The following is an 18,002-nucleotide window of genomic DNA, read 5'->3' as shown; positions in this document are numbered from 1 at the left end:
AGAAGCTGCGCTTCGCTATCCGTGAAGGCGGCCGCACCGTCGGCGCCGGCATCGTCGCCTCCATCGTCGAGTAACGATCGGAAAGGCGATGCCGTAAGCTGCCGACGGCGGCAAGGAAGGTGCAAATGGTGCGCAAGCGCGATTTGCACGCGGCGCCGGCATCGTCGAGTAATTCGGGCTTTTGCCGGTTTTCAAGGACCCCGCGGGCAACCGCGGGGTCCTTTGTTTCTGCTGTTCGCCGCCGTCGCAACTTGAATGTGTCTCGCCGGAGTGGCAGGCTCCTGCGTCGTCAGAGGCGGAGGAGCAGATCGTGAAGAAGCGGATTCTCTTTACCGGTGGCGCCGGTAAGGCCGGCCGGCATGCCGTGCCCTATCTCGTCGAAGCCGGCTATGAAGTGCACAATGTCGACCTTGTTCCGCTCGACAGCCCCGGCGTCACCAACCTGATCGCCGACATCACCGACAGCGGCCAGATGTTCAACGCGCTGTCGATGCATCGGGATTTTCCCGACATGGAACAGGCCAGGGGGGAACAGAGCCGCGCGGATCAGGGCAGGGGGCCGCAACCCTTCGATGCCGTGGTCCACTTCGCGGCCATTCCACGCATCCTCATCAAGCCGGACAACGAGACCTTCCGGGTCAATGTGATGGGCACCTACAACGTCATCGAGGCGGCGGTGAAGCTTGGCATCCGCAAGATCATCGTCGCGTCGAGCGAGACCACCTACGGGGTCTGCTTTGCCGAGGGGCATCGCGACTTCCACAGCTTTCCGCTGGAGGAGGACTACGACGTCGATCCGATGGATTCCTACGGGCTCTCCAAAGTGGTGAACGAAAAGACCGCCCGCGCTTTTGCGGAGCGGTCCGGCTTCGATATCTATGCACTGCGCATCGGCAACGTGATCGAGCCGCACGAATACGAACGCTTTCCCCACTTTTTCGCGCATCCGGAGATCCGCAAGCGGATTGCCTGGAGCTATATCGATGCGCGCGACCTGGGGCAGATCGTCAAGCTTTGCATCGAAAAGGACGGGCTCGGCTTCGCGGTCTTCAACGCCTGCAACGACACCGTGTCGGCCAACACGCCGACCCGCGAGCTCGCCAGGCAGTTCTATCCGAACGTGCCCTTCACCAGAGAGATCGGCGAGTTCGAGGGGCTGCTGTCGAACCGAAAGATCCGCGAGGTCCTCGGCTTCAAGGAGGAGCACGATTGGCGGAAATATGTGCAGCCTGGCACGTAGCGGCTGCGCGCTGGGGTAGCCTGCGGCCATGAGAAACTTTTCTTGGCACTTTTTGCTCTTTTGTTGCAAATGCGCTTGAAAGCATCCGGCAAACTGAATAAGAAGCCGCAGTCTCGAGGATGCAGCCGGTCACGGTTGTGTGTCTCGTCTAGGGGTATAGCTCAGTTGGTAGAGCGGCGGTCTCCAAAACCGCAGGTCGGGGGTTCGAGCCCCTCTGCCCCTGCCATTTTCCCTCCTTCTTGCCCTGTTGTTTGACTTCGGCCAGAATGTGCGGGACGGGCGGCGCGGCCGTTCATATATTCACAAAAAAGACCGATCGGCTCTTGTGGTTTTTGGAATCGGTCTTTATGTAGGGTCCAAACAGACACGCGGTGCGTGGGGCTGACACATCGGCTTTACGCGCCGTAATGGCGTGAGCATTTTATGGCATCCAAAACGAATCCGTTCACGTTTCTGCAGCAAGTACGCTCCGAAACGTCAAAAGTGACTTGGCCTTCGCGGCGCGAGACGACGATCTCGACGCTGATGGTCTTTGTCATGGTCTCTTTTGCCGCCGCCTTCTTCTTTGGTGCGGACCAGTTGATGGGTTGGCTGATGAGCCTGATCCTCAACGTTGGCGCTTGATTTGGGTGGAGGGTTAGATGGCTGCGCGCTGGTACATCGTTCACGCCTATTCAAATTTCGAGAAGAAGGTCGCCGAATCGATCGAGGAGAAGGCGAGGCAGAAGGGTCTCTCGCATCTGTTTGAGAAGATTCTCGTTCCGACCGAGAAAGTCGTTGAGGTCCGTCGCGGCCGCAAGGTCGATTCCGAGCGGAAGTTCTTCCCGGGCTACGTTCTCGTGCGGGCGAATTTGACGGACGAGGCTTACCACCTCATCAAGAACACGCCGAAGGTCACCGGTTTTCTTGGCACCGACAGCAAGCCGGTGCCGATCCCGGACCATGAGGCGGATCGGATCCTCGGTCAGGTCCAGGATGGCGTCGAGCGTCCGAAGCCTTCGGTCTCGTTTGAAATCGGCGAGCAGGTCCGCGTGTCGGATGGGCCATTCGCCTCCTTCAACGGCATCGTGCAGGATGTCGACGAGGAGCGCTCGCGCCTGAAGGTCGAGGTGTCGATCTTCGGCCGCGCCACGCCGGTCGAGCTGGAATACGGCCAGGTCGAGAAGGTCTGAAAGAACGCAAGCTTATGAGAATGGGCAGGCTGACATGTCGGCCTGCTCCGGCGGAGTGATCCGCATGCGCGTGGGAGGGAGCCGGTCTTAGCCAGACCGGCCTATCCGCACCACGCAACCGCAGCCGCCGGTCAACCGACCGGCAAGGAGCCGGGCAACCGGCTGAACAGTTCCCGCTTCCGGTTTGCCGGGTGGGGCAAAGAGAGGCAGAGAGAAATGGCTAAGAAAGTTGCAGGCCAGCTCAAGCTGCAGGTCAAGGCCGGCTCGGCGAACCCGTCGCCGCCGATCGGTCCTGCGCTTGGTCAGCGCGGCATTAACATTATGGAATTCTGCAAGGCGTTCAACGCCGCCACGCAGGAAATGGAAAAGGGTATGCCGATTCCGGTCGTCATCACCTATTACCAGGACAAGTCCTTCACCTTCGTCATGAAGCAGCCGCCGGTCAGCTACTTCCTGAAGCGCGAAGCGAAGATCCAGTCCGGTTCGAAGACCCCGGGCAAGGCGAAGGCCGGCTCGATCTCGAAGGCCCAGATCCGCACGATCGCCGAGGCCAAGATGAAGGACCTCAACGCGGCCGATATCGAAGGCGCAATGGCAATGGTCGAGGGCTCCGCCCGCTCCATGGGCCTGGAAGTGACGGGCTAAGACCATGGCGAAGATTGCAAAGCGTGTACAGAAGTCCCGCGAGGGCATTGATCCGGCGAAGGTCTACGGCCTCACCGAAGCCGTGACGCTCGTCAAGGAGCGTGCGACCGCCAAGTTCGACGAGACGATCGAAGTGGCGATGAACCTCGGCGTCGACCCTCGCCATGCCGACCAGATGGTCCGCGGCGTCGTCAACCTGCCGAACGGCACCGGCCGCTCGGTTCGTGTCGCCGTGTTCGCACGTGGTGCGAAGGCCGAGGAGGCCAAGGCTGCCGGCGCCGACATCGTCGGCGCGGAAGACCTCGTCGAAATCGTTCAGGGCGGCAAGATCGACTTCGATCGCTGCATCGCGACCCCCGACATGATGCCGCTCGTCGGCCGTCTCGGCAAGGTTCTCGGTCCGCGCGGCATGATGCCGAACCCGAAGGTCGGAACCGTCACCATGGACGTCGCTGCGGCCGTCAAGGCTTCGAAGGGCGGCGCCGTCGAGTTCCGCGTCGAAAAGGCTGGTATCGTTCACGCCGGCGTCGGCAAGGCATCCTTCGATGCCAAGGCGCTGGAAGAGAACATCCGCGCCTTCGCAGACGCGGTGATCAAGGCGAAGCCGACCGGCGCGAAGGGTAACTACGTCAAGCGCGTGGCGATCTCCTCGACGATGGGTCCCGGCCTCAAGATCGATCCGGCAACGCTCAGCGTCGCCTAACGGAATCACGGGCTTCGGCCCGAAACCGAATTTCCGGCCTTTCGGGGCCGGAAATATCCGGGCTTCCGGCCCGGAATTCCTGTCCGAGATTGCGGGTGGTTCTACCTTAATCACCATTGCCCGCATGAGACGGGTAAGATCTGGATTTCAAGTGACGCCGCAGGCGTCGAAATTCGGTTCGAACCTCGCTTGCCTTGTGTCAGACCCGGCTATCCGGGAACGCCAAGGGACAGGATCCTTAAGCGTTGCTTGGGATCGAGCATGATCCCGGGTGACAAAGGCAAACCCGGCAGGGCTGCGATGAGCAACCCTGTCAACTGGAGACAGACAGTGGAAAGAGCGGAAAAACGCGAATTCGTCACGGAGCTGAACGAAGTCTTCAAGGCTTCCGGTTCGGTTGTCGTGGCCCACTATGCTGGTGTCACAGTTGCGCAGATGAACGACTTCCGTTCGAAGATGCGCGCTGCTGGCGGCACCGTCAAAGTCGCGAAAAACCGCCTGGCCAAGATCGCTCTTCAGGGCACGGAGTCTGAAGGGATGACCAATCTCTTCAAGGGACAGACGCTGATCGCTTACAGCGCCGATCCCGTAACGGCTCCGAAGGTCGTCATGGATTTCGCCAAGACCAACGACAAGCTCGTTGTCCTGGGCGGCGCCATGGGGACAACCACGCTCAACCCGGAAGCAGTCAAGTCGCTCGCGACCCTGCCTTCGCTGGACGAGCTGCGCGCGAAGCTGCTGGGCCTTCTCAATGCCCCGGCAACCCGCGTCGCGACGGTTGTCGCAGCACCGGCAAGCCAGCTTGCCCGCGTGTTCTCGGCCTATGCCAAGAAGGATGAAGCCGCCTGAGGCGGAATTTCGCTGTTGTAATCAAAACCAGTTCGAACCGAACAAAAGGAAAAGTAAAATGGCTGATCTCGCAAAGATCGTTGAAGACCTCTCCTCGCTGACCGTCCTGGAAGCTGCTGAGCTTTCCAAGCTGCTCGAAGAAAAGTGGGGCGTTTCCGCCGCTGCTCCGGTAGCCGTTGCTGCCGTCGGCGGTGCTGCTGGCGGCGCTGCTGCCGCTGCAGAAGAAGAGAAGACCGAGTTCGACGTCATCCTGACGGATGCCGGCGCGAACAAGATCAACGTCATCAAGGAAGTCCGCGCCATCACCGGCCTCGGCCTCAAGGAAGCCAAGGACCTGGTCGAAGGCGCTCCGAAGGCTGTCAAGGAAGCAGTTTCCAAGGCTGAAGCTGCCGACCTCAAGAAGAAGCTCGAAGACGCTGGCGCCAAGGTTGACGTCAAGTAATTCGACGACATGCGAAGGGAGGGGGCCCTTTGGGCCGCCTCTCTTTGACCGTTTTTGGAACATATTACCCAAAAGCCTGTCGAAAACGGCTTTTGGGTAATGGGTTCTTCAAGAGGATGGTCGCGATTGAAGGACAGCACAGCAATCCGTGCTGGCGTCTTTCGAAAGCTTGACGAGATTGAACGACTCATTTGATTGACGGGATCGACTGGCCATCGGTTCCCGTCCGTTGCAGGCCCGGATGCAAGATTGACAAGGAGCGACGATGGCTCAGACCCTTTCGTTCAACGGTCGTAGGCGCGTACGCAAGTTTTTTGGAAAGATCCCCGAAGTCGCAGAGATGCCGAACCTCATCGAGGTCCAGAAGGCGTCCTACGACCAGTTCCTCATGGTCGAAGAGCCCGCAGGCGGGCGTCCCGACGAGGGACTTCAAGCTGTTTTCAAGTCGGTATTTCCGATCAAGGATTTTTCGGGCGCTTCGATGCTCGAATTCGTGTCCTACGAATTCGAACCGCCGAAGTTCGACGTCGAGGAATGCCGCCAGCGCGACCTGACCTATGCGGCACCGCTCAAGGTGACCCTGCGCCTGATCGTGTTCGATATCGACGAGGATACCGGCGCGAAGTCGATCAAGGACATCAAGGAACAGAACGTCTACATGGGCGACATGCCGCTCATGACGGACAACGGTACCTTCATCGTCAACGGGACCGAGCGCGTCATCGTTTCGCAGATGCACCGGTCGCCGGGCGTCTTCTTCGACCATGACAAGGGCAAGAGCCATTCGTCCGGCAAACTGCTCTTCGCCGCACGCGTCATTCCGTACCGCGGTTCCTGGCTCGACATCGAGTTTGACGCCAAGGACATCGTCCATGCCCGCATCGACCGCCGCCGCAAGATTCCGGTGACGTCGCTGCTGATGGCACTCGGCATGGACGGCGAGGAAATCCTCGACACCTTCTATACGAAGTCGCTCTACCAGCGCGACGGCGATGGCTGGCGCGTGCCGTTCCAGCCGGATGCGCTCAAGGGCCAGAAGGCGCTTGCCGACATGATCGACGCCGACAGCGGCGAAGTCGTCGTCGAGGCCGGCAAGAAGCTGACGCCGCGCTTGCTGCGTCAATTGCAGGACAAGGGGCTGAAGGCGCTCAAGGCGACCGATGACGACCTTTACGGCAACTACCTCGCCGAAGACGTCGTCAACGTCGAAACCGGCGAAATCTACCTGGAAGCCGGCGACGAGATCGACGAGAAGACGCTTCCCGTCATCCTGGCGGCCGGGTTCGACGAGATTCCGGTCCTCGACATCGACCACATCAATGTCGGTGCCTATATCCGCAACACGCTGACCGCCGACAAGAACGAGAACCGGCAGGACGCGCTGTTTGACATCTATCGCGTCATGCGTCCGGGCGAGCCGCCGACCATGGATTCGGCCGAAGCCATGTTCAACGCGCTGTTCTTCGATGCCGAGCGCTACGACCTCTCGGCCGTGGGCCGCGTGAAGATGAACATGCGTCTCGACCTCGACGTGCCGGACACGGTCCGCACGCTGCGCAAGGAAGACATCCTCGCGGTCGTCAAGATGTTGGTCGAACTGCGTGACGGTAAGGGCGAGATCGACGACATCGACAACCTCGGCAACCGCCGCGTCCGCTCGGTCGGCGAGCTGATGGAGAACCAGTATCGCCTGGGTCTCCTGCGCATGGAGCGCGCGATCAAGGAGCGCATGTCCTCGATCGAGATCGACACCGTCATGCCGCAGGACCTGATCAACGCGAAGCCGGCCGCTGCCGCCGTTCGCGAGTTCTTCGGCTCCTCGCAGCTGTCGCAGTTCATGGACCAGGTGAACCCGCTCTCGGAAATCACCCACAAGCGCCGCCTTTCGGCTCTTGGCCCGGGTGGTCTGACCCGCGAGCGCGCCGGCTTCGAAGTCCGCGACGTGCATCCGACCCATTACGGCCGCATTTGCCCGATCGAGACGCCGGAAGGCCCGAACATCGGTCTGATCAACTCGCTCGCGACTTTTGCCCGCGTCAACAAGTACGGCTTCATCGAGAGTCCGTACCGCAAGATCGTCGATGGCAAGGTGACCGGGGACGTGGTCTACCTTTCGGCGATGGAAGAGGCAAAGTATCACGTCGCCCAGGCCAACTCGGTCCTGAACGACGACAATTCCTTCGCGGAAGAGTTCGTCGTCTGCCGTCACGCCGGCGAAGTCATGCTGGCGCCGCGCGACAACATCAACCTGATGGACGTTTCGCCGAAACAGCTCGTTTCGGTCGCCGCGGCGCTCATCCCGTTCCTTGAGAACGACGACGCCAACCGCGCGCTGATGGGCTCGAACATGCAGCGTCAGGCGGTTCCGCTGCTGAGAGCCGAGGCACCCTTCGTCGGCACCGGCATGGAGCCGGTCGTTGCCCGCGACTCGGGCGCGGCGATCGCCGCCCGCCGTGGCGGCGTCGTCGACCAGGTCGATGCGACGCGTATCGTTATCCGCGCCACCGAAGACCTCGATCCGTCGAAGTCGGGCGTCGATATCTACCGGCTGCAGAAGTTCCAGCGTTCCAACCAGAACACCTGCGTGAACCAGCGTCCGCTGGTCACCGTCGGCGACCTGGTCAACAAGGGCGACATCATCGCCGACGGCCCGTCGACCGATCTCGGAGATCTGGCGCTCGGCCGCAATGCGCTCGTCGCCTTCATGCCCTGGAACGGCTACAACTACGAAGACTCGATCCTGCTCTCCGAGCGGATCGTGCGCGATGACGTCTTCACCTCGATTCATATCGAGGAATTCGAAGTCATGGCCCGCGACACCAAGCTCGGTCCGGAAGAAATCACGCGCGACATTCCGAACGTATCGGAAGAAGCGCTGAAGAACCTGGACGAAGCCGGCATCGTCTATATCGGCGCCGAAGTTCAGCCGGGCGACATCCTGGTCGGCAAGATCACGCCGAAGGGCGAAAGCCCGATGACGCCGGAAGAAAAGCTTCTGCGCGCCATCTTCGGCGAAAAGGCCTCGGACGTCCGTGATACGTCGATGCGCATGCCGCCCGGCACCTTCGGCACTGTTGTCGAAGTTCGCGTCTTCAACCGGCACGGGGTCGAGAAGGACGAGCGCGCGATGGCGATCGAGCGCGAGGAGATCGAACGCCTCGCCAAGGACCGCGACGACGAGCAGGCGATCCTCGACCGCAACGTCTATGCACGCCTGATCGACATGCTGCGCGGCCATGTTGCCGTTGCCGGCCCGAAGGGCTTCAAGAAGGGCACCGAGCTTTCGAACGCCGTCATCAGCGAATATCCGCGCTCGCAGTGGTGGATGTTCGCCGTCGAGGACGAGAAGGCTCAGGGCGAGATCGAAGCGCTTCGCGCCCAGTACGACGAATCCAAGTCGCGCCTCGAACAGCGCTTCATGGACAAGGTCGAAAAGGTCCAGCGCGGCGACGAAATGCCTCCGGGCGTCATGAAGATGGTCAAGGTCTTCGTCGCCGTGAAGCGCAAGATCCAACCGGGCGACAAGATGGCCGGCCGTCACGGCAACAAGGGTGTCGTGTCGCGGATCGTGCCGATCGAGGACATGCCGTTCCTCGAAGATGGCACGCATGTCGACGTGGTGCTGAACCCGCTCGGCGTGCCGTCGCGCATGAACGTCGGCCAGATCCTCGAGACGCATCTGGGCTGGGCTTGCGCCGGCATGGGCAAGAAGATCGGCGCAATGCTCGAGGCCTATCACGAGAGCGGCGACATCAAGCCGTTGCGCCAGACGATCGACGACGTCATGGGCGCCGGTCCGAAGGGCGAGCCGATCAAGCAGTACGACGACGAGTCGATCGTCCGGCTGGCCGAGCAGACCCGCCGCGGCGTGTCGATTGCAACGCCGGTCTTCGACGGCGCGGTCGAGGCCGACGTCAACGAGATGTTGAACAAGGCCGGCCTGAAGGTCACCGGTCAGTCGACGCTCTATGACGGTCGTACCGGCGAGGCCTTCGACCGCCAGGTCACAGTTGGCTACATCTACATGCTGAAGCTCAACCACCTGGTGGACGACAAGATCCACGCCCGTTCGATCGGTCCGTACTCGCTAGTTACCCAGCAGCCGCTGGGCGGCAAGGCGCAGTTCGGCGGCCAGCGCTTCGGCGAAATGGAGGTTTGGGCGCTCGAAGCCTACGGCGCCGCCTACACGCTGCAGGAAATGCTGACGGTCAAGTCGGACGACGTGGCCGGCCGTACCAAGGTCTACGAGGCGATCGTCCGAGGCGACGATACGTTCGAGGCGGGCATTCCGGAGAGCTTCAACGTTCTCGTCAAGGAAATGCGCTCGCTCGGCCTCTCCGTTGAGTTGGAAAACTCGAAGGTTGAGGATCTCGGCACCGCGGCGCAGCTGCCGGACGCGGCGGAGTAAGTGATATCCGGTGCGTGCCGCAAAGCGGCGCGCACCGTTTCCGCCGCCGGGCGCTCGCTTGCCCGCGGCAGGAACAGGGCCGCACCCGATGCGGTTTTAGCTGTTTATGGGGCAGGGGCCGGCGCCCGGGATTTGCCGGCACCCTCGCCAAGCTCAGGGCGTAAAGCCCGCAAAGGAGACAGGCATGAACCAAGAGGTCATGAATCTTTTCAATCCGCAGGTGCCTGCACAGACCTTCGATTCCATCCGGATTTCGATCGCGTCGCCGGAGAAGATTCTTTCCTGGTCTTACGGTGAGATCAAGAAGCCGGAGACGATCAACTACCGCACCTTCAAGCCCGAGCGCGACGGTCTGTTCTGCGCGCGCATCTTCGGTCCGATCAAGGACTACGAGTGCCTGTGCGGCAAGTACAAGCGCATGAAGTACAAGGGCATCATCTGCGAAAAGTGCGGCGTCGAAGTGACGCTGTCGCGCGTTCGCCGCGAGCGCATGGGCCATATCGAGCTCGCCGCGCCCGTTGCCCATATCTGGTTCCTGAAGTCGCTGCCGAGCCGCATCGCGACGTTGCTCGACATGACCCTGAAGGATATCGAGCGCGTCCTCTATTTCGAAAACTACATCGTCACCGAACCTGGCCTGACGTCGCTGAAGGAGAACCAGCTCCTCAGCGAAGAAGAGTACATGATCGCGGTCGACGAGTTCGGCGAAGACCAGTTCACCGCGATGATCGGCGCCGAAGCGATCTACGAGATGCTCGCTTCGATGAATCTCGAGAAGATCGCCGGTGATCTGCGCGCCGAAATGGCCGAGACGAGCTCGGATCTGAAGCAGAAAAAGCTGATGAAGCGGCTGAAGATCGTCGAGAACTTCATGGAGTCCGGCAACCGTCCGGAGTGGATGATCATGAAGGTCGTTCCGGTGATCCCGCCGGACCTGCGTCCGCTCGTGCCGCTCGACGGCGGCCGTTTCGCGACGTCGGATCTCAACGATCTCTACCGTCGCGTCATCAACCGCAACAACCGTCTGAAGCGGCTGATCGAACTGCGCGCACCGGGCATCATCATCCGCAACGAAAAGCGCATGCTGCAGGAATCCGTCGATGCCCTGTTCGACAACGGCCGTCGCGGCCGCGTCATCACCGGTGCCAACAAGCGTCCGCTGAAGTCGCTCTCCGACATGCTGAAGGGCAAGCAGGGCCGCTTCCGCCAGAACCTGCTTGGCAAGCGCGTCGACTATTCCGGCCGTTCGGTCATCGTGACCGGTCCGGAGCTCAAGCTGCACCAGTGCGGTCTTCCGAAGAAGATGGCGCTCGAACTCTTCAAGCCGTTCATCTACGCCCGCCTCGACGCCAAGGGCTTCTCCTCGACCGTCAAGCAGGCGAAGAAGCTGGTGGAAAAGGAAAAGCCGGAAGTCTGGGATATTCTCGACGAGGTCATCCGCGAGCATCCGGTTCTGCTGAACCGTGCGCCGACGCTGCACCGCCTGGGCATCCAGGCCTTCGAGCCGATCCTGGTCGAAGGCAAGGCGATCCAGCTGCACCCGCTCGTCTGCACCGCCTTCAACGCCGACTTCGACGGCGACCAGATGGCCGTTCACGTGCCGCTGTCGCTCGAAGCCCAGCTTGAAGCCCGCGTGCTGATGATGTCGACGAACAACATCCTGCATCCGGCAAACGGCGCACCGATCATTGTTCCGTCGCAGGACATGGTTCTCGGCCTCTACTATCTGTCGATCCTGAACCAGAACGAGCCGGGTGAAGGCATGGCCTTCTCCGACATGGGCGAACTGCACCATGCGCTGGAAACCAAGGCCGTCACGCTGCACGCCAAGATCCGCGGCCGCTACAAGACCGTCGACGCCGAGGGCAACCCGGTCTCGAAGATCTATGAAACGACGCCCGGTCGCATGATCATCGGCGAGCTCCTGCCGAAGAACCCGAACATTCCGTTCGAGATCTGCAACCAGGAGATGACCAAGAAGAACATCTCGAAGATGATCGACACGGTCTATCGCCATTGCGGCCAGAAGGACACGGTGATCTTCTGCGACCGGATCATGCAGCTCGGCTTCGCCCATGCCTGCCGCGCCGGCATTTCGTTCGGCAAGGACGACATGGTGATCCCGGACACCAAGGTGAAGATCGTCGGCGACACCGAAGCGCTCGTGAAGGAATACGAGCAGCAGTACAATGACGGCCTGATCACCCAGGGCGAGAAGTACAACAAGGTCGTCGACGCCTGGGGCAAGGCAACCGAAAAGGTCGCCGAAGAGATGATGGCGCGCATCAAGGCGGTCGAGTTTGACGACAATGGTCGCCAGAAGCCGATGAACTCGATCTACATGATGTCGCACTCGGGTGCTCGTGGTTCTCCGAACCAGATGCGTCAGCTGGGCGGCATGCGCGGCCTCATGGCCAAGCCGTCGGGCGAGATCATCGAAACGCCGATCATCTCGAACTTCAAGGAAGGCCTGACCGTGAACGAGTACTTCAACTCGACGCACGGTGCCCGTAAGGGTCTGGCGGACACCGCCTTGAAGACCGCGAACTCCGGTTACCTGACCCGCCGTCTCGTCGACGTCGCGCAGGACTGCATCGTCACGCATGTCGATTGCGGCACCGACAAGGGCCTGACCATGACGGCGATCGTCGATGCCGGCCAGGTCGTCGCCTCGCTCGGCCAGCGTATCCTCGGCCGTACGGCGCTCGACAACATCGACAACCCGGTCACCGGCGAACGCATCGTCGATGCCGGCAAGATGATCCTCGAGGCCGATGTTGCCACGATCGAGAAGGCCGGCATTCAGTCCGTCCGCATTCGCTCGGCGCTGACCTGCGAGATCCAGACCGGCGTCTGCGGCGTCTGCTACGGCCGTGACCTCGCCCGCGGTACGCCCGTCAACATGGGTGAAGCGGTCGGTGTCATTGCGGCGCAGTCGATCGGTGAGCCGGGCACGCAGCTGACCATGCGTACCTTCCACCTCGGCGGTACGGCGACCGTGGTCGACCAGTCGTTCCTCGAAGCGTCCTACGAAGGCACGGTCCAGATCAAGAACCGCAACATGCTGCGCAATTCCGATGGCGTCCTTGTCGCCATGGGCCGCAACATGGCGATCCAGATCCTCGACGAACGCGGTGTCGAGCGCTCCTCGCAGCGCGTTGCCTACGGTTCGAAGATCTTCGTCGACGACGGCGACAAGGTGAAGCGCGGCCAGCGTTTCGCCGAGTGGGACCCCTACACCCGTCCGATGATGACGGAAGTGGAAGGTACCGTTCACTTCGAAGACGTCGTCGACGGCATCTCGGTTCTGGAATCGACGGACGAATCGACCGGCATCACCAAGCGCCAGGTTATCGACTGGCGTTCGACGCCGCGCGGCACGGACCTGAAGCCGGCGATCGTCATCAAGGACAAGAACGGCAGCATTGCCAAGCTCGCCCGCGGCGGCGAAGCCCGCTTCATGCTGTCGGTCGATGCGATCCTCTCGGTGGAGCCGGGCCAGAAGGTCAGCCAGGGTGACGTTCTCGCCCGTTCGCCGCTCGAAAGCGCCAAGACCAAGGACATCACCGGTGGTCTGCCGCGCGTTGCCGAGCTCTTCGAGGCACGCCGTCCGAAGGATCACGCCATCATCGCCGAGATCGATGGCACGGTTCGCTTCGGCCGCGACTACAAGAACAAGCGTCGCGTGCTGATCGAGCCGGCCGAAGACGGTGTCGAGCCGGTCGAGTACCTGATCCCGAAGGGCAAGCCCTTCCATCTTCAGGATGGCGACTACATCGAAAAGGGCGACTACATCCTCGACGGCAACCCGGCGCCGCACGACATCCTGGCGATCAAGGGCGTGGAAGCGCTTGCCTCCTACCTCGTCAACGAGATCCAGGAAGTCTATCGCCTGCAGGGCGTTGTCATTAACGACAAGCACATCGAGGTGATCGTCCGGCAGATGCTGCAGAAGGTCGAAATCACCGACGCCGGTGACTCGAGCTACATCGTCGGCGACAATGTCGACCGCATCGAGCTCGAGGACGTCAACGACGCGCTGCTTGCCGAAGGCAAGAAGCCGGCCTTCGGCGAGCCGGTGCTGCTCGGCATCACCAAGGCATCGCTGCAGACGCCGTCCTTCATCTCGGCCGCGTCGTTCCAGGAGACCACTAAGGTGCTCACGGAAGCGGCGGTTGCCGGCAAGACGGACAGCCTGCAGGGCCTCAAGGAAAACGTCATTGTCGGTCGCCTCATCCCGGCCGGCACCGGTGGCACGATGACGCAGATCCGCCGCATCGCCACGGCGCGCGACGAGTTGATCCTCGAAGAGCGCCGCAAGGGTACGGGCGCCGATGCGGCGACGCCGATGCTCGCCGACATGGCGAACGAAAACGCTGCGGCCGAATGATCGGAAAGGAGAGGGTGCGTGCCACCCTCTCTCTTCCCCAAATTCAAAGCCGCCCGGACCAGGTCGCGGGCGGCTTTCTCGTCTCACCTCGTCGGAATTCGGTCAGCCGAAGCGGATGATCGACACCTCGCCCTCGAGCGCGCCCTGGTAGGCGGACGCATGCGGCTCCTCGTCGGGAATGTCGGTAAGCGTGCCGATCTGATCGAGATCCGCCTGGAAGAATCCTTCCTCCGCAAGCGCATTCAGCGCTTCCCGCACGGCGGTGTCGTCATCCGGCGCCCGGAGCATCACGTGAATTTCCACGCCCGCTTCGTCGCGATCGTTCTCGTAGGCGCGGCCGATGATGACGAAGACCAGCGGCTCTTCGGGTGAATTGTCGTTGTCGGGCATGATGGGCATCGGAAGGTCCTCGTTCGGATTGCGGGTAACCTTAACCCGGTTTCCCCGCCTCGCGAAAGAAATAGGAGAGAGACTTCTTCTTGAGAAGCCGAATTTCGCCGGGCTGCAAGACGTCTGGAGAATCGGGCTGACTCACGGTTCGTGGAAACGCCGATTGGTGTTACCGATTCTTTAACGACAGAGACCAAGGCGATGTTCAATGCGCCACGGACCTGCCCGGGAAGCGGGATGCGCGCCGCAAAGCCTTGTTTTTCAGGCATATCAGGGCTGCAAGAGCGAGAATATTTGTTAATTGCCCTTGACGGATCGACCTGAAATCAGTACACCCCGCCGCATCAGAGCCCATGTGAGGCTGGCTGGTTCGGAACGTCGCGTTCTGGAGTTCGCCTCAAACAAGGTTCAAACGCACGCTGAAGACACAATGCTGCACGCAAGACGCGCGAGATAGCGCGTCCTCTGCTTTTGTCGGGGCCATCTGCGAAAAGGCGGATCGGCCCTCGTTTTGCGCATTTCATAGGCGTTCGGTACCGATCCGCCCGAGAGGGTAACGAGACAAGTTTTTGCAAGGGATGGTTACATGCCTACCGTAAACCAGCTGATCCGCAAGCCGCGTCAGGCACAGGTAAAGCGCAACAAGGTTCCTGCTCTGCAGGAAAACCCGCAGAAGCGCGGCGTTTGCACCCGCGTCTACACGACGACCCCGAAGAAGCCGAACTCGGCTCTGCGTAAGGTTGCAAAGATCCGCCTGACGAACGGCTTCGAGGTGATCGGCTACATTCCCGGGGAAGGCCACAATCTTCAGGAGCACTCCGTGGTCATGATCCGCGGCGGCCGCGTGAAGGACCTTCCGGGTGTTCGTTACCACATCATCCGCGGCGTTCTCGATACGCAGGGTGTGAAGAACCGCAAGCAGCGTCGTTCGAAGTACGGCGCCAAGCGTCCGAAATAACATCGCAACCGGCGCCATTTCGCTGGTCACCAGATAAAAAGTTGAGAGACGAAAAGTATGTCCCGACGCCATAGAGCAGAAAAGCGTGAGATCAACCCGGATCCGAAGTTCGGTGATCTGGTCGTCACGAAATTTATGAACGCAATCATGTTGGACGGCAAGAAGTCCGTTGCAGAAAGCATCGTCTATGGTGCCTTCGAAGCGGTGCAGTCGAAGCTGAAGCAGGAGCCGATCGCCGTGTTCCATTCGGCTCTCGACAACATTGCTCCGCATGTTGAAGTGCGTTCGCGCCGCGTCGGTGGTGCTACCTATCAGGTGCCGGTCGATGTACGTCCGGAGCGTCGCCAGGCCCTCGCCATCCGCTGGCTGATCGCGGCCGCACGCAAGCGCAACGAAACGACCATGGTCGATCGCCTCTGCGGCGAACTCATGGACGCAGCAAACAACCGTGGCAGTGCCGTCAAGAAGCGCGAAGACACGCACAAGATGGCCGATGCCAACCGTGCGTTCTCGCACTACCGCTGGTAACGGCAACACGTCTCGAAAGGCAGTCACCCATGGCTCGCGAATATAAAATCGAAGACTACCGAAATTTCGGTATCATGGCGCATATCGACGCCGGCAAGACGACGACGACCGAGCGTATCCTTTACTACACCGGCAAGTCCCACAAGATCGGCGAAGTCCATGACGGCGCCGCAACGATGGACTGGATGGAGCAGGAGCAGGAGCGCGGCATTACGATCACGTCTGCAGCCACCACGACCTTCTGGAAGGGCCGTGACGGCAAGATGCGCCGCTTCAACATCATCGACACTCCCGGCCACGTCGACTTCACCATCGAAGTCGAGCGCTCGCTGCGCGTTCTCGACGGCGCCATTGCGCTTCTCGATGCCAACGCCGGCGTCGAGCCGCAGACGGAGACCGTCTGGCGTCAGGCCGAGAAGTACCATGTTCCGCGCATGATCTTCTGCAACAAGATGGACAAGACCGGCGCTGACTTCTACCGCTCCGTCGAGATGATCAAGACCCGTCTCGGCGCGACCGCTGTTGTCATGCAGCTGCCGATCGGCGCCGAAAGCGAATTCAAGGGTGTTGTCGACCTGATCGAAATGAACGCCCTCGTCTGGCGCGACGAATCGCTCGGCGCCCAGTGGGACGTCGTCGAAATCCCGGCCGACATGAAGGAAAAGGCTGAAGAATACCGCGAGAAGCTGATCGAGACGGTTGTCGAGATCGACGAAGCGGCTATGGAAGCCTATCTGGAGGGCACCTATCCGGACAACGACAAGATCCGGGAACTGGTTCGCCGCGGCACCATCGACGTGAAGTTCCATCCGATGTTCTGCGGCACGGCCTTCAAGAACAAGGGCGTTCAGCCGCTGCTCGACGCCGTCGTCGACTACTTGCCGTCGCCCATCGACATTCCCGCGATCAAGGGCATCGACGTCAAGACCGAGGGCGAAATCACCCGTAAGGCCGACGACAACGAGCCGCTGTCGATGCTGGCCTTCAAGATCATGAACGACCCCTTCGTCGGTTCGCTTACCTTTGCCCGCATCTATTCCGGCAAGCTCGAAAAGGGCACGTCGGTGATGAACACGGTCAAGGAAAAGCGCGAGCGCGTCGGCCGCATGCTGCAGATGCACTCCAACTCGCGTGAAGACATCGAAGAAGCCTTTGCCGGCGACATCGTTGCTCTCGCTGGCCTCAAGGAAACCACCACCGGCGATACGCTCTGCGATCCGCTGAAGCCGGTTATCCTCGAGCGCATGGAATTCCCGGAGCCGGTCATCCAGATCGCCATCGAGCCGAAGACCAAGGGCGACCAGGAAAAGATGGGCCTCGCTCTCAACCGCCTGGCTGCCGAAGACCCGTCCTTCCGCGTCAAGACCGACGAGGAATCCGGCCAGACGATCATTGCCGGCATGGGCGAGCTTCACCTCGACATCATCGTCGACCGCATGCGTCGCGAGTTCAAGGTCGAAGCATCGGTCGGTGCTCCGCAGGTTGCCTACCGCGAAACCATCACGCGTCAGCACGAAGAAGACTACACGCACAAGAAGCAGTCCGGTGGTACCGGCCAGTTCGCCCGCGTCAAGCTCGTCTTCGAACCGAACCCGGAGGGCGAGGACTTCGTCTTCGAATCCAAGATCGTCGGCGGTGCGGTTCCGAAGGAATACATCCCGGGCGTTCAGAAGGGCATCGAAAGCGTCCTGTCGTCGGGCCCGCTTGCCGGCTTCCCGATGCTGGGCGTCAAGGCGACCCTCATCGACGGCGCGTTCCACGATGTCGACTCGTCGGTCCTGGCGTTCGAAATCGCTTCGCGTGCCTGCTTCCGTGAGGCTGCGAAGAAGGCCGGTGCTCAGCTCCTCGAGCCGATCATGAAGGTCGAGGTCGTGACGCCCGAAGATTACGTCGGCGACGTAATCGGCGACCTGAACTCTCGCCGTGGCCAGATCCAGGGTCAGGAATCGCGCGGCGTCGCCGTGGTGATCAATGCCCATGTACCGCTCGCGAACATGTTCAAGTACGTCGACAACCTGCGCTCGATGTCGCAGGGCCGCGCTCAGTACACGATGCTGTTCGATCACTACGCGCCGGTTCCGTCGAACGTCGCGCAGGAAATCCAGGCGAAGTATTCCGGCCAGAAGTGACCGCAATACGCCCGCGCTGAAACAGAATGAAAAGATTTCCCCTCTAAGGGACAAGAAACGGAGAGCCGAAAATGGCAAAGAGCAAATTCGAGCGCAACAAGCCGCACGTCAACATCGGCACGATTGGCCACGTTGACCATGGCAAGAC

Annotated in this window: 13 protein-coding genes, 1 tRNA gene and 2 pseudogenes; 15 read left to right on the top strand and 1 reads right to left on the bottom strand. The window is 61.0% G+C overall.

Annotated elements, in window-relative coordinates; translation table 11 throughout:
- From CO664_RS30520 to rpoC, 11 genes and pseudogenes are all read left to right on the top strand, one after another.
- Window positions 1-74: pseudogene (locus CO664_RS30520) on the top strand (elongation factor Tu); the annotation flags it as partial.
- A 236-nt stretch (window positions 75-310) separates the two neighbouring features.
- Window positions 311-1,240, top strand: coding sequence for an NAD(P)-dependent oxidoreductase (locus tag CO664_RS29560; protein ID WP_097528046.1), 930 nt, complete (start codon window positions 311-313; stop codon window positions 1,238-1,240).
- Between the two features lie 150 nt (window positions 1,241-1,390).
- Window positions 1,391-1,466: transfer RNA gene (locus CO664_RS29555), tRNA-Trp, on the top strand.
- Window positions 1,467-1,663: 197 nt separating this feature from the next.
- Complete coding sequence (gene secE, locus CO664_RS29550) at window positions 1,664-1,864, top strand: preprotein translocase subunit SecE (RefSeq protein WP_012707741.1); 201 nt, start codon at window positions 1,664-1,666, stop codon at window positions 1,862-1,864.
- Window positions 1,865-1,881: 17 nt separating this feature from the next.
- The gene (gene nusG / locus CO664_RS29545; RefSeq protein WP_018239477.1) at window positions 1,882-2,412 is read left to right on the top strand and encodes a transcription termination/antitermination protein NusG; all 531 of its coding nucleotides are present in this window, start codon (window positions 1,882-1,884) and stop codon (window positions 2,410-2,412) included.
- Window positions 2,413-2,628: 216 nt separating this feature from the next.
- On the top strand, window positions 2,629-3,057 hold the full coding sequence (gene rplK, locus CO664_RS29540) for a 50S ribosomal protein L11 (protein ID WP_034858872.1): 429 nt from the start codon (window positions 2,629-2,631) through the stop codon (window positions 3,055-3,057).
- Between the two features lie 4 nt (window positions 3,058-3,061).
- Complete coding sequence (rplA, locus tag CO664_RS29535; protein WP_097540698.1) at window positions 3,062-3,760, top strand: 50S ribosomal protein L1; 699 nt, start codon at window positions 3,062-3,064, stop codon at window positions 3,758-3,760.
- A gap of 330 nt (window positions 3,761-4,090) precedes the next feature.
- Entirely contained in the window at window positions 4,091-4,609 is a 519-nt protein-coding gene (rplJ, locus tag CO664_RS29530) for a 50S ribosomal protein L10 (RefSeq protein WP_037427189.1), read from the top strand.
- Window positions 4,610-4,667: 58 nt separating this feature from the next.
- On the top strand, window positions 4,668-5,051 hold the full coding sequence (gene rplL, locus CO664_RS29525; protein ID WP_037382910.1) for a 50S ribosomal protein L7/L12: 384 nt from the start codon (window positions 4,668-4,670) through the stop codon (window positions 5,049-5,051).
- Between the two features lie 265 nt (window positions 5,052-5,316).
- Window positions 5,317-9,459: a DNA-directed RNA polymerase subunit beta gene (rpoB, locus tag CO664_RS29520; protein ID WP_097528047.1), complete on the top strand. Its 4,143-nt coding sequence runs from the start codon at window positions 5,317-5,319 to the stop codon at window positions 9,457-9,459.
- A 184-nt stretch (window positions 9,460-9,643) separates the two neighbouring features.
- On the top strand, window positions 9,644-13,849 hold the full coding sequence (gene rpoC, locus CO664_RS29515; RefSeq protein ID WP_037427195.1) for a DNA-directed RNA polymerase subunit beta': 4,206 nt from the start codon (window positions 9,644-9,646) through the stop codon (window positions 13,847-13,849).
- Between the two features lie 102 nt (window positions 13,850-13,951).
- On the opposite strand, the gene CO664_RS29510 is transcribed toward rpoC, so the two are convergent.
- On the bottom strand, window positions 13,952-14,248 hold the full coding sequence (locus CO664_RS29510) for a hypothetical protein (protein ID WP_037427197.1): 297 nt from the start codon (window positions 14,246-14,248) through the stop codon (window positions 13,952-13,954).
- Between the two features lie 577 nt (window positions 14,249-14,825).
- On the opposite strand from CO664_RS29510, the gene rpsL reads away from it, so the two are divergent.
- The 4 genes and pseudogenes from rpsL to CO664_RS31060 form a co-directional block, all read left to right on the top strand.
- Window positions 14,826-15,197, top strand: coding sequence for a 30S ribosomal protein S12 (gene rpsL, locus CO664_RS29505; RefSeq protein ID WP_003507760.1), 372 nt, complete (start codon window positions 14,826-14,828; stop codon window positions 15,195-15,197).
- A 57-nt stretch (window positions 15,198-15,254) separates the two neighbouring features.
- A complete protein-coding gene (gene rpsG / locus CO664_RS29500) occupies window positions 15,255-15,725 on the top strand; it encodes a 30S ribosomal protein S7 (protein WP_026612436.1) in 471 nt (156 codons plus the stop codon).
- Window positions 15,726-15,754: 29 nt separating this feature from the next.
- Complete coding sequence (fusA, locus tag CO664_RS29495) at window positions 15,755-17,854, top strand: elongation factor G (protein ID WP_037427200.1); 2,100 nt, start codon at window positions 15,755-15,757, stop codon at window positions 17,852-17,854.
- 71 nt (window positions 17,855-17,925) lie between these two features.
- A pseudogene (locus CO664_RS31060) lies at window positions 17,926-18,002 on the top strand (elongation factor Tu); the annotation flags it as partial.

The organism is Sinorhizobium sp. NG07B, from assembly GCF_002532005.1.
GTDB classification, from domain to species: domain Bacteria; phylum Pseudomonadota; class Alphaproteobacteria; order Rhizobiales; family Rhizobiaceae; genus Sinorhizobium; species Sinorhizobium fredii_C.
The sequence above is the reverse complement of the archived record's forward strand: the minus strand, read 5'-3'. Positions and strand labels throughout refer to the sequence as shown.

Coding starts and splice junctions, on each gene's coding strand:
- secE (WP_012707741.1), top strand. CDS start 1,664: ATGGCATCCAAAACGAATCCGTTCACGTTTCTGCAGCAAGTACGCTCC.
- nusG (WP_018239477.1), top strand. CDS start 1,882: ATGGCTGCGCGCTGGTACATCGTTCACGCCTATTCAAATTTCGAGAAG.
- rplK (WP_034858872.1), top strand. CDS start 2,629: ATGGCTAAGAAAGTTGCAGGCCAGCTCAAGCTGCAGGTCAAGGCCGGC.
- rplA (WP_097540698.1), top strand. CDS start 3,062: ATGGCGAAGATTGCAAAGCGTGTACAGAAGTCCCGCGAGGGCATTGAT.
- rplL (WP_037382910.1), top strand. CDS start 4,668: ATGGCTGATCTCGCAAAGATCGTTGAAGACCTCTCCTCGCTGACCGTC.
- rpoB (WP_097528047.1), top strand. CDS start 5,317: ATGGCTCAGACCCTTTCGTTCAACGGTCGTAGGCGCGTACGCAAGTTT.
- rpoC (WP_037427195.1), top strand. CDS start 9,644: ATGAACCAAGAGGTCATGAATCTTTTCAATCCGCAGGTGCCTGCACAG.
- CO664_RS29510 (WP_037427197.1), bottom strand. CDS start 14,248: ATGCCCATCATGCCCGACAACGACAATTCACCCGAAGAGCCGCTGGTC.
- rpsL (WP_003507760.1), top strand. CDS start 14,826: ATGCCTACCGTAAACCAGCTGATCCGCAAGCCGCGTCAGGCACAGGTA.
- rpsG (WP_026612436.1), top strand. CDS start 15,255: ATGTCCCGACGCCATAGAGCAGAAAAGCGTGAGATCAACCCGGATCCG.
- fusA (WP_037427200.1), top strand. CDS start 15,755: ATGGCTCGCGAATATAAAATCGAAGACTACCGAAATTTCGGTATCATG.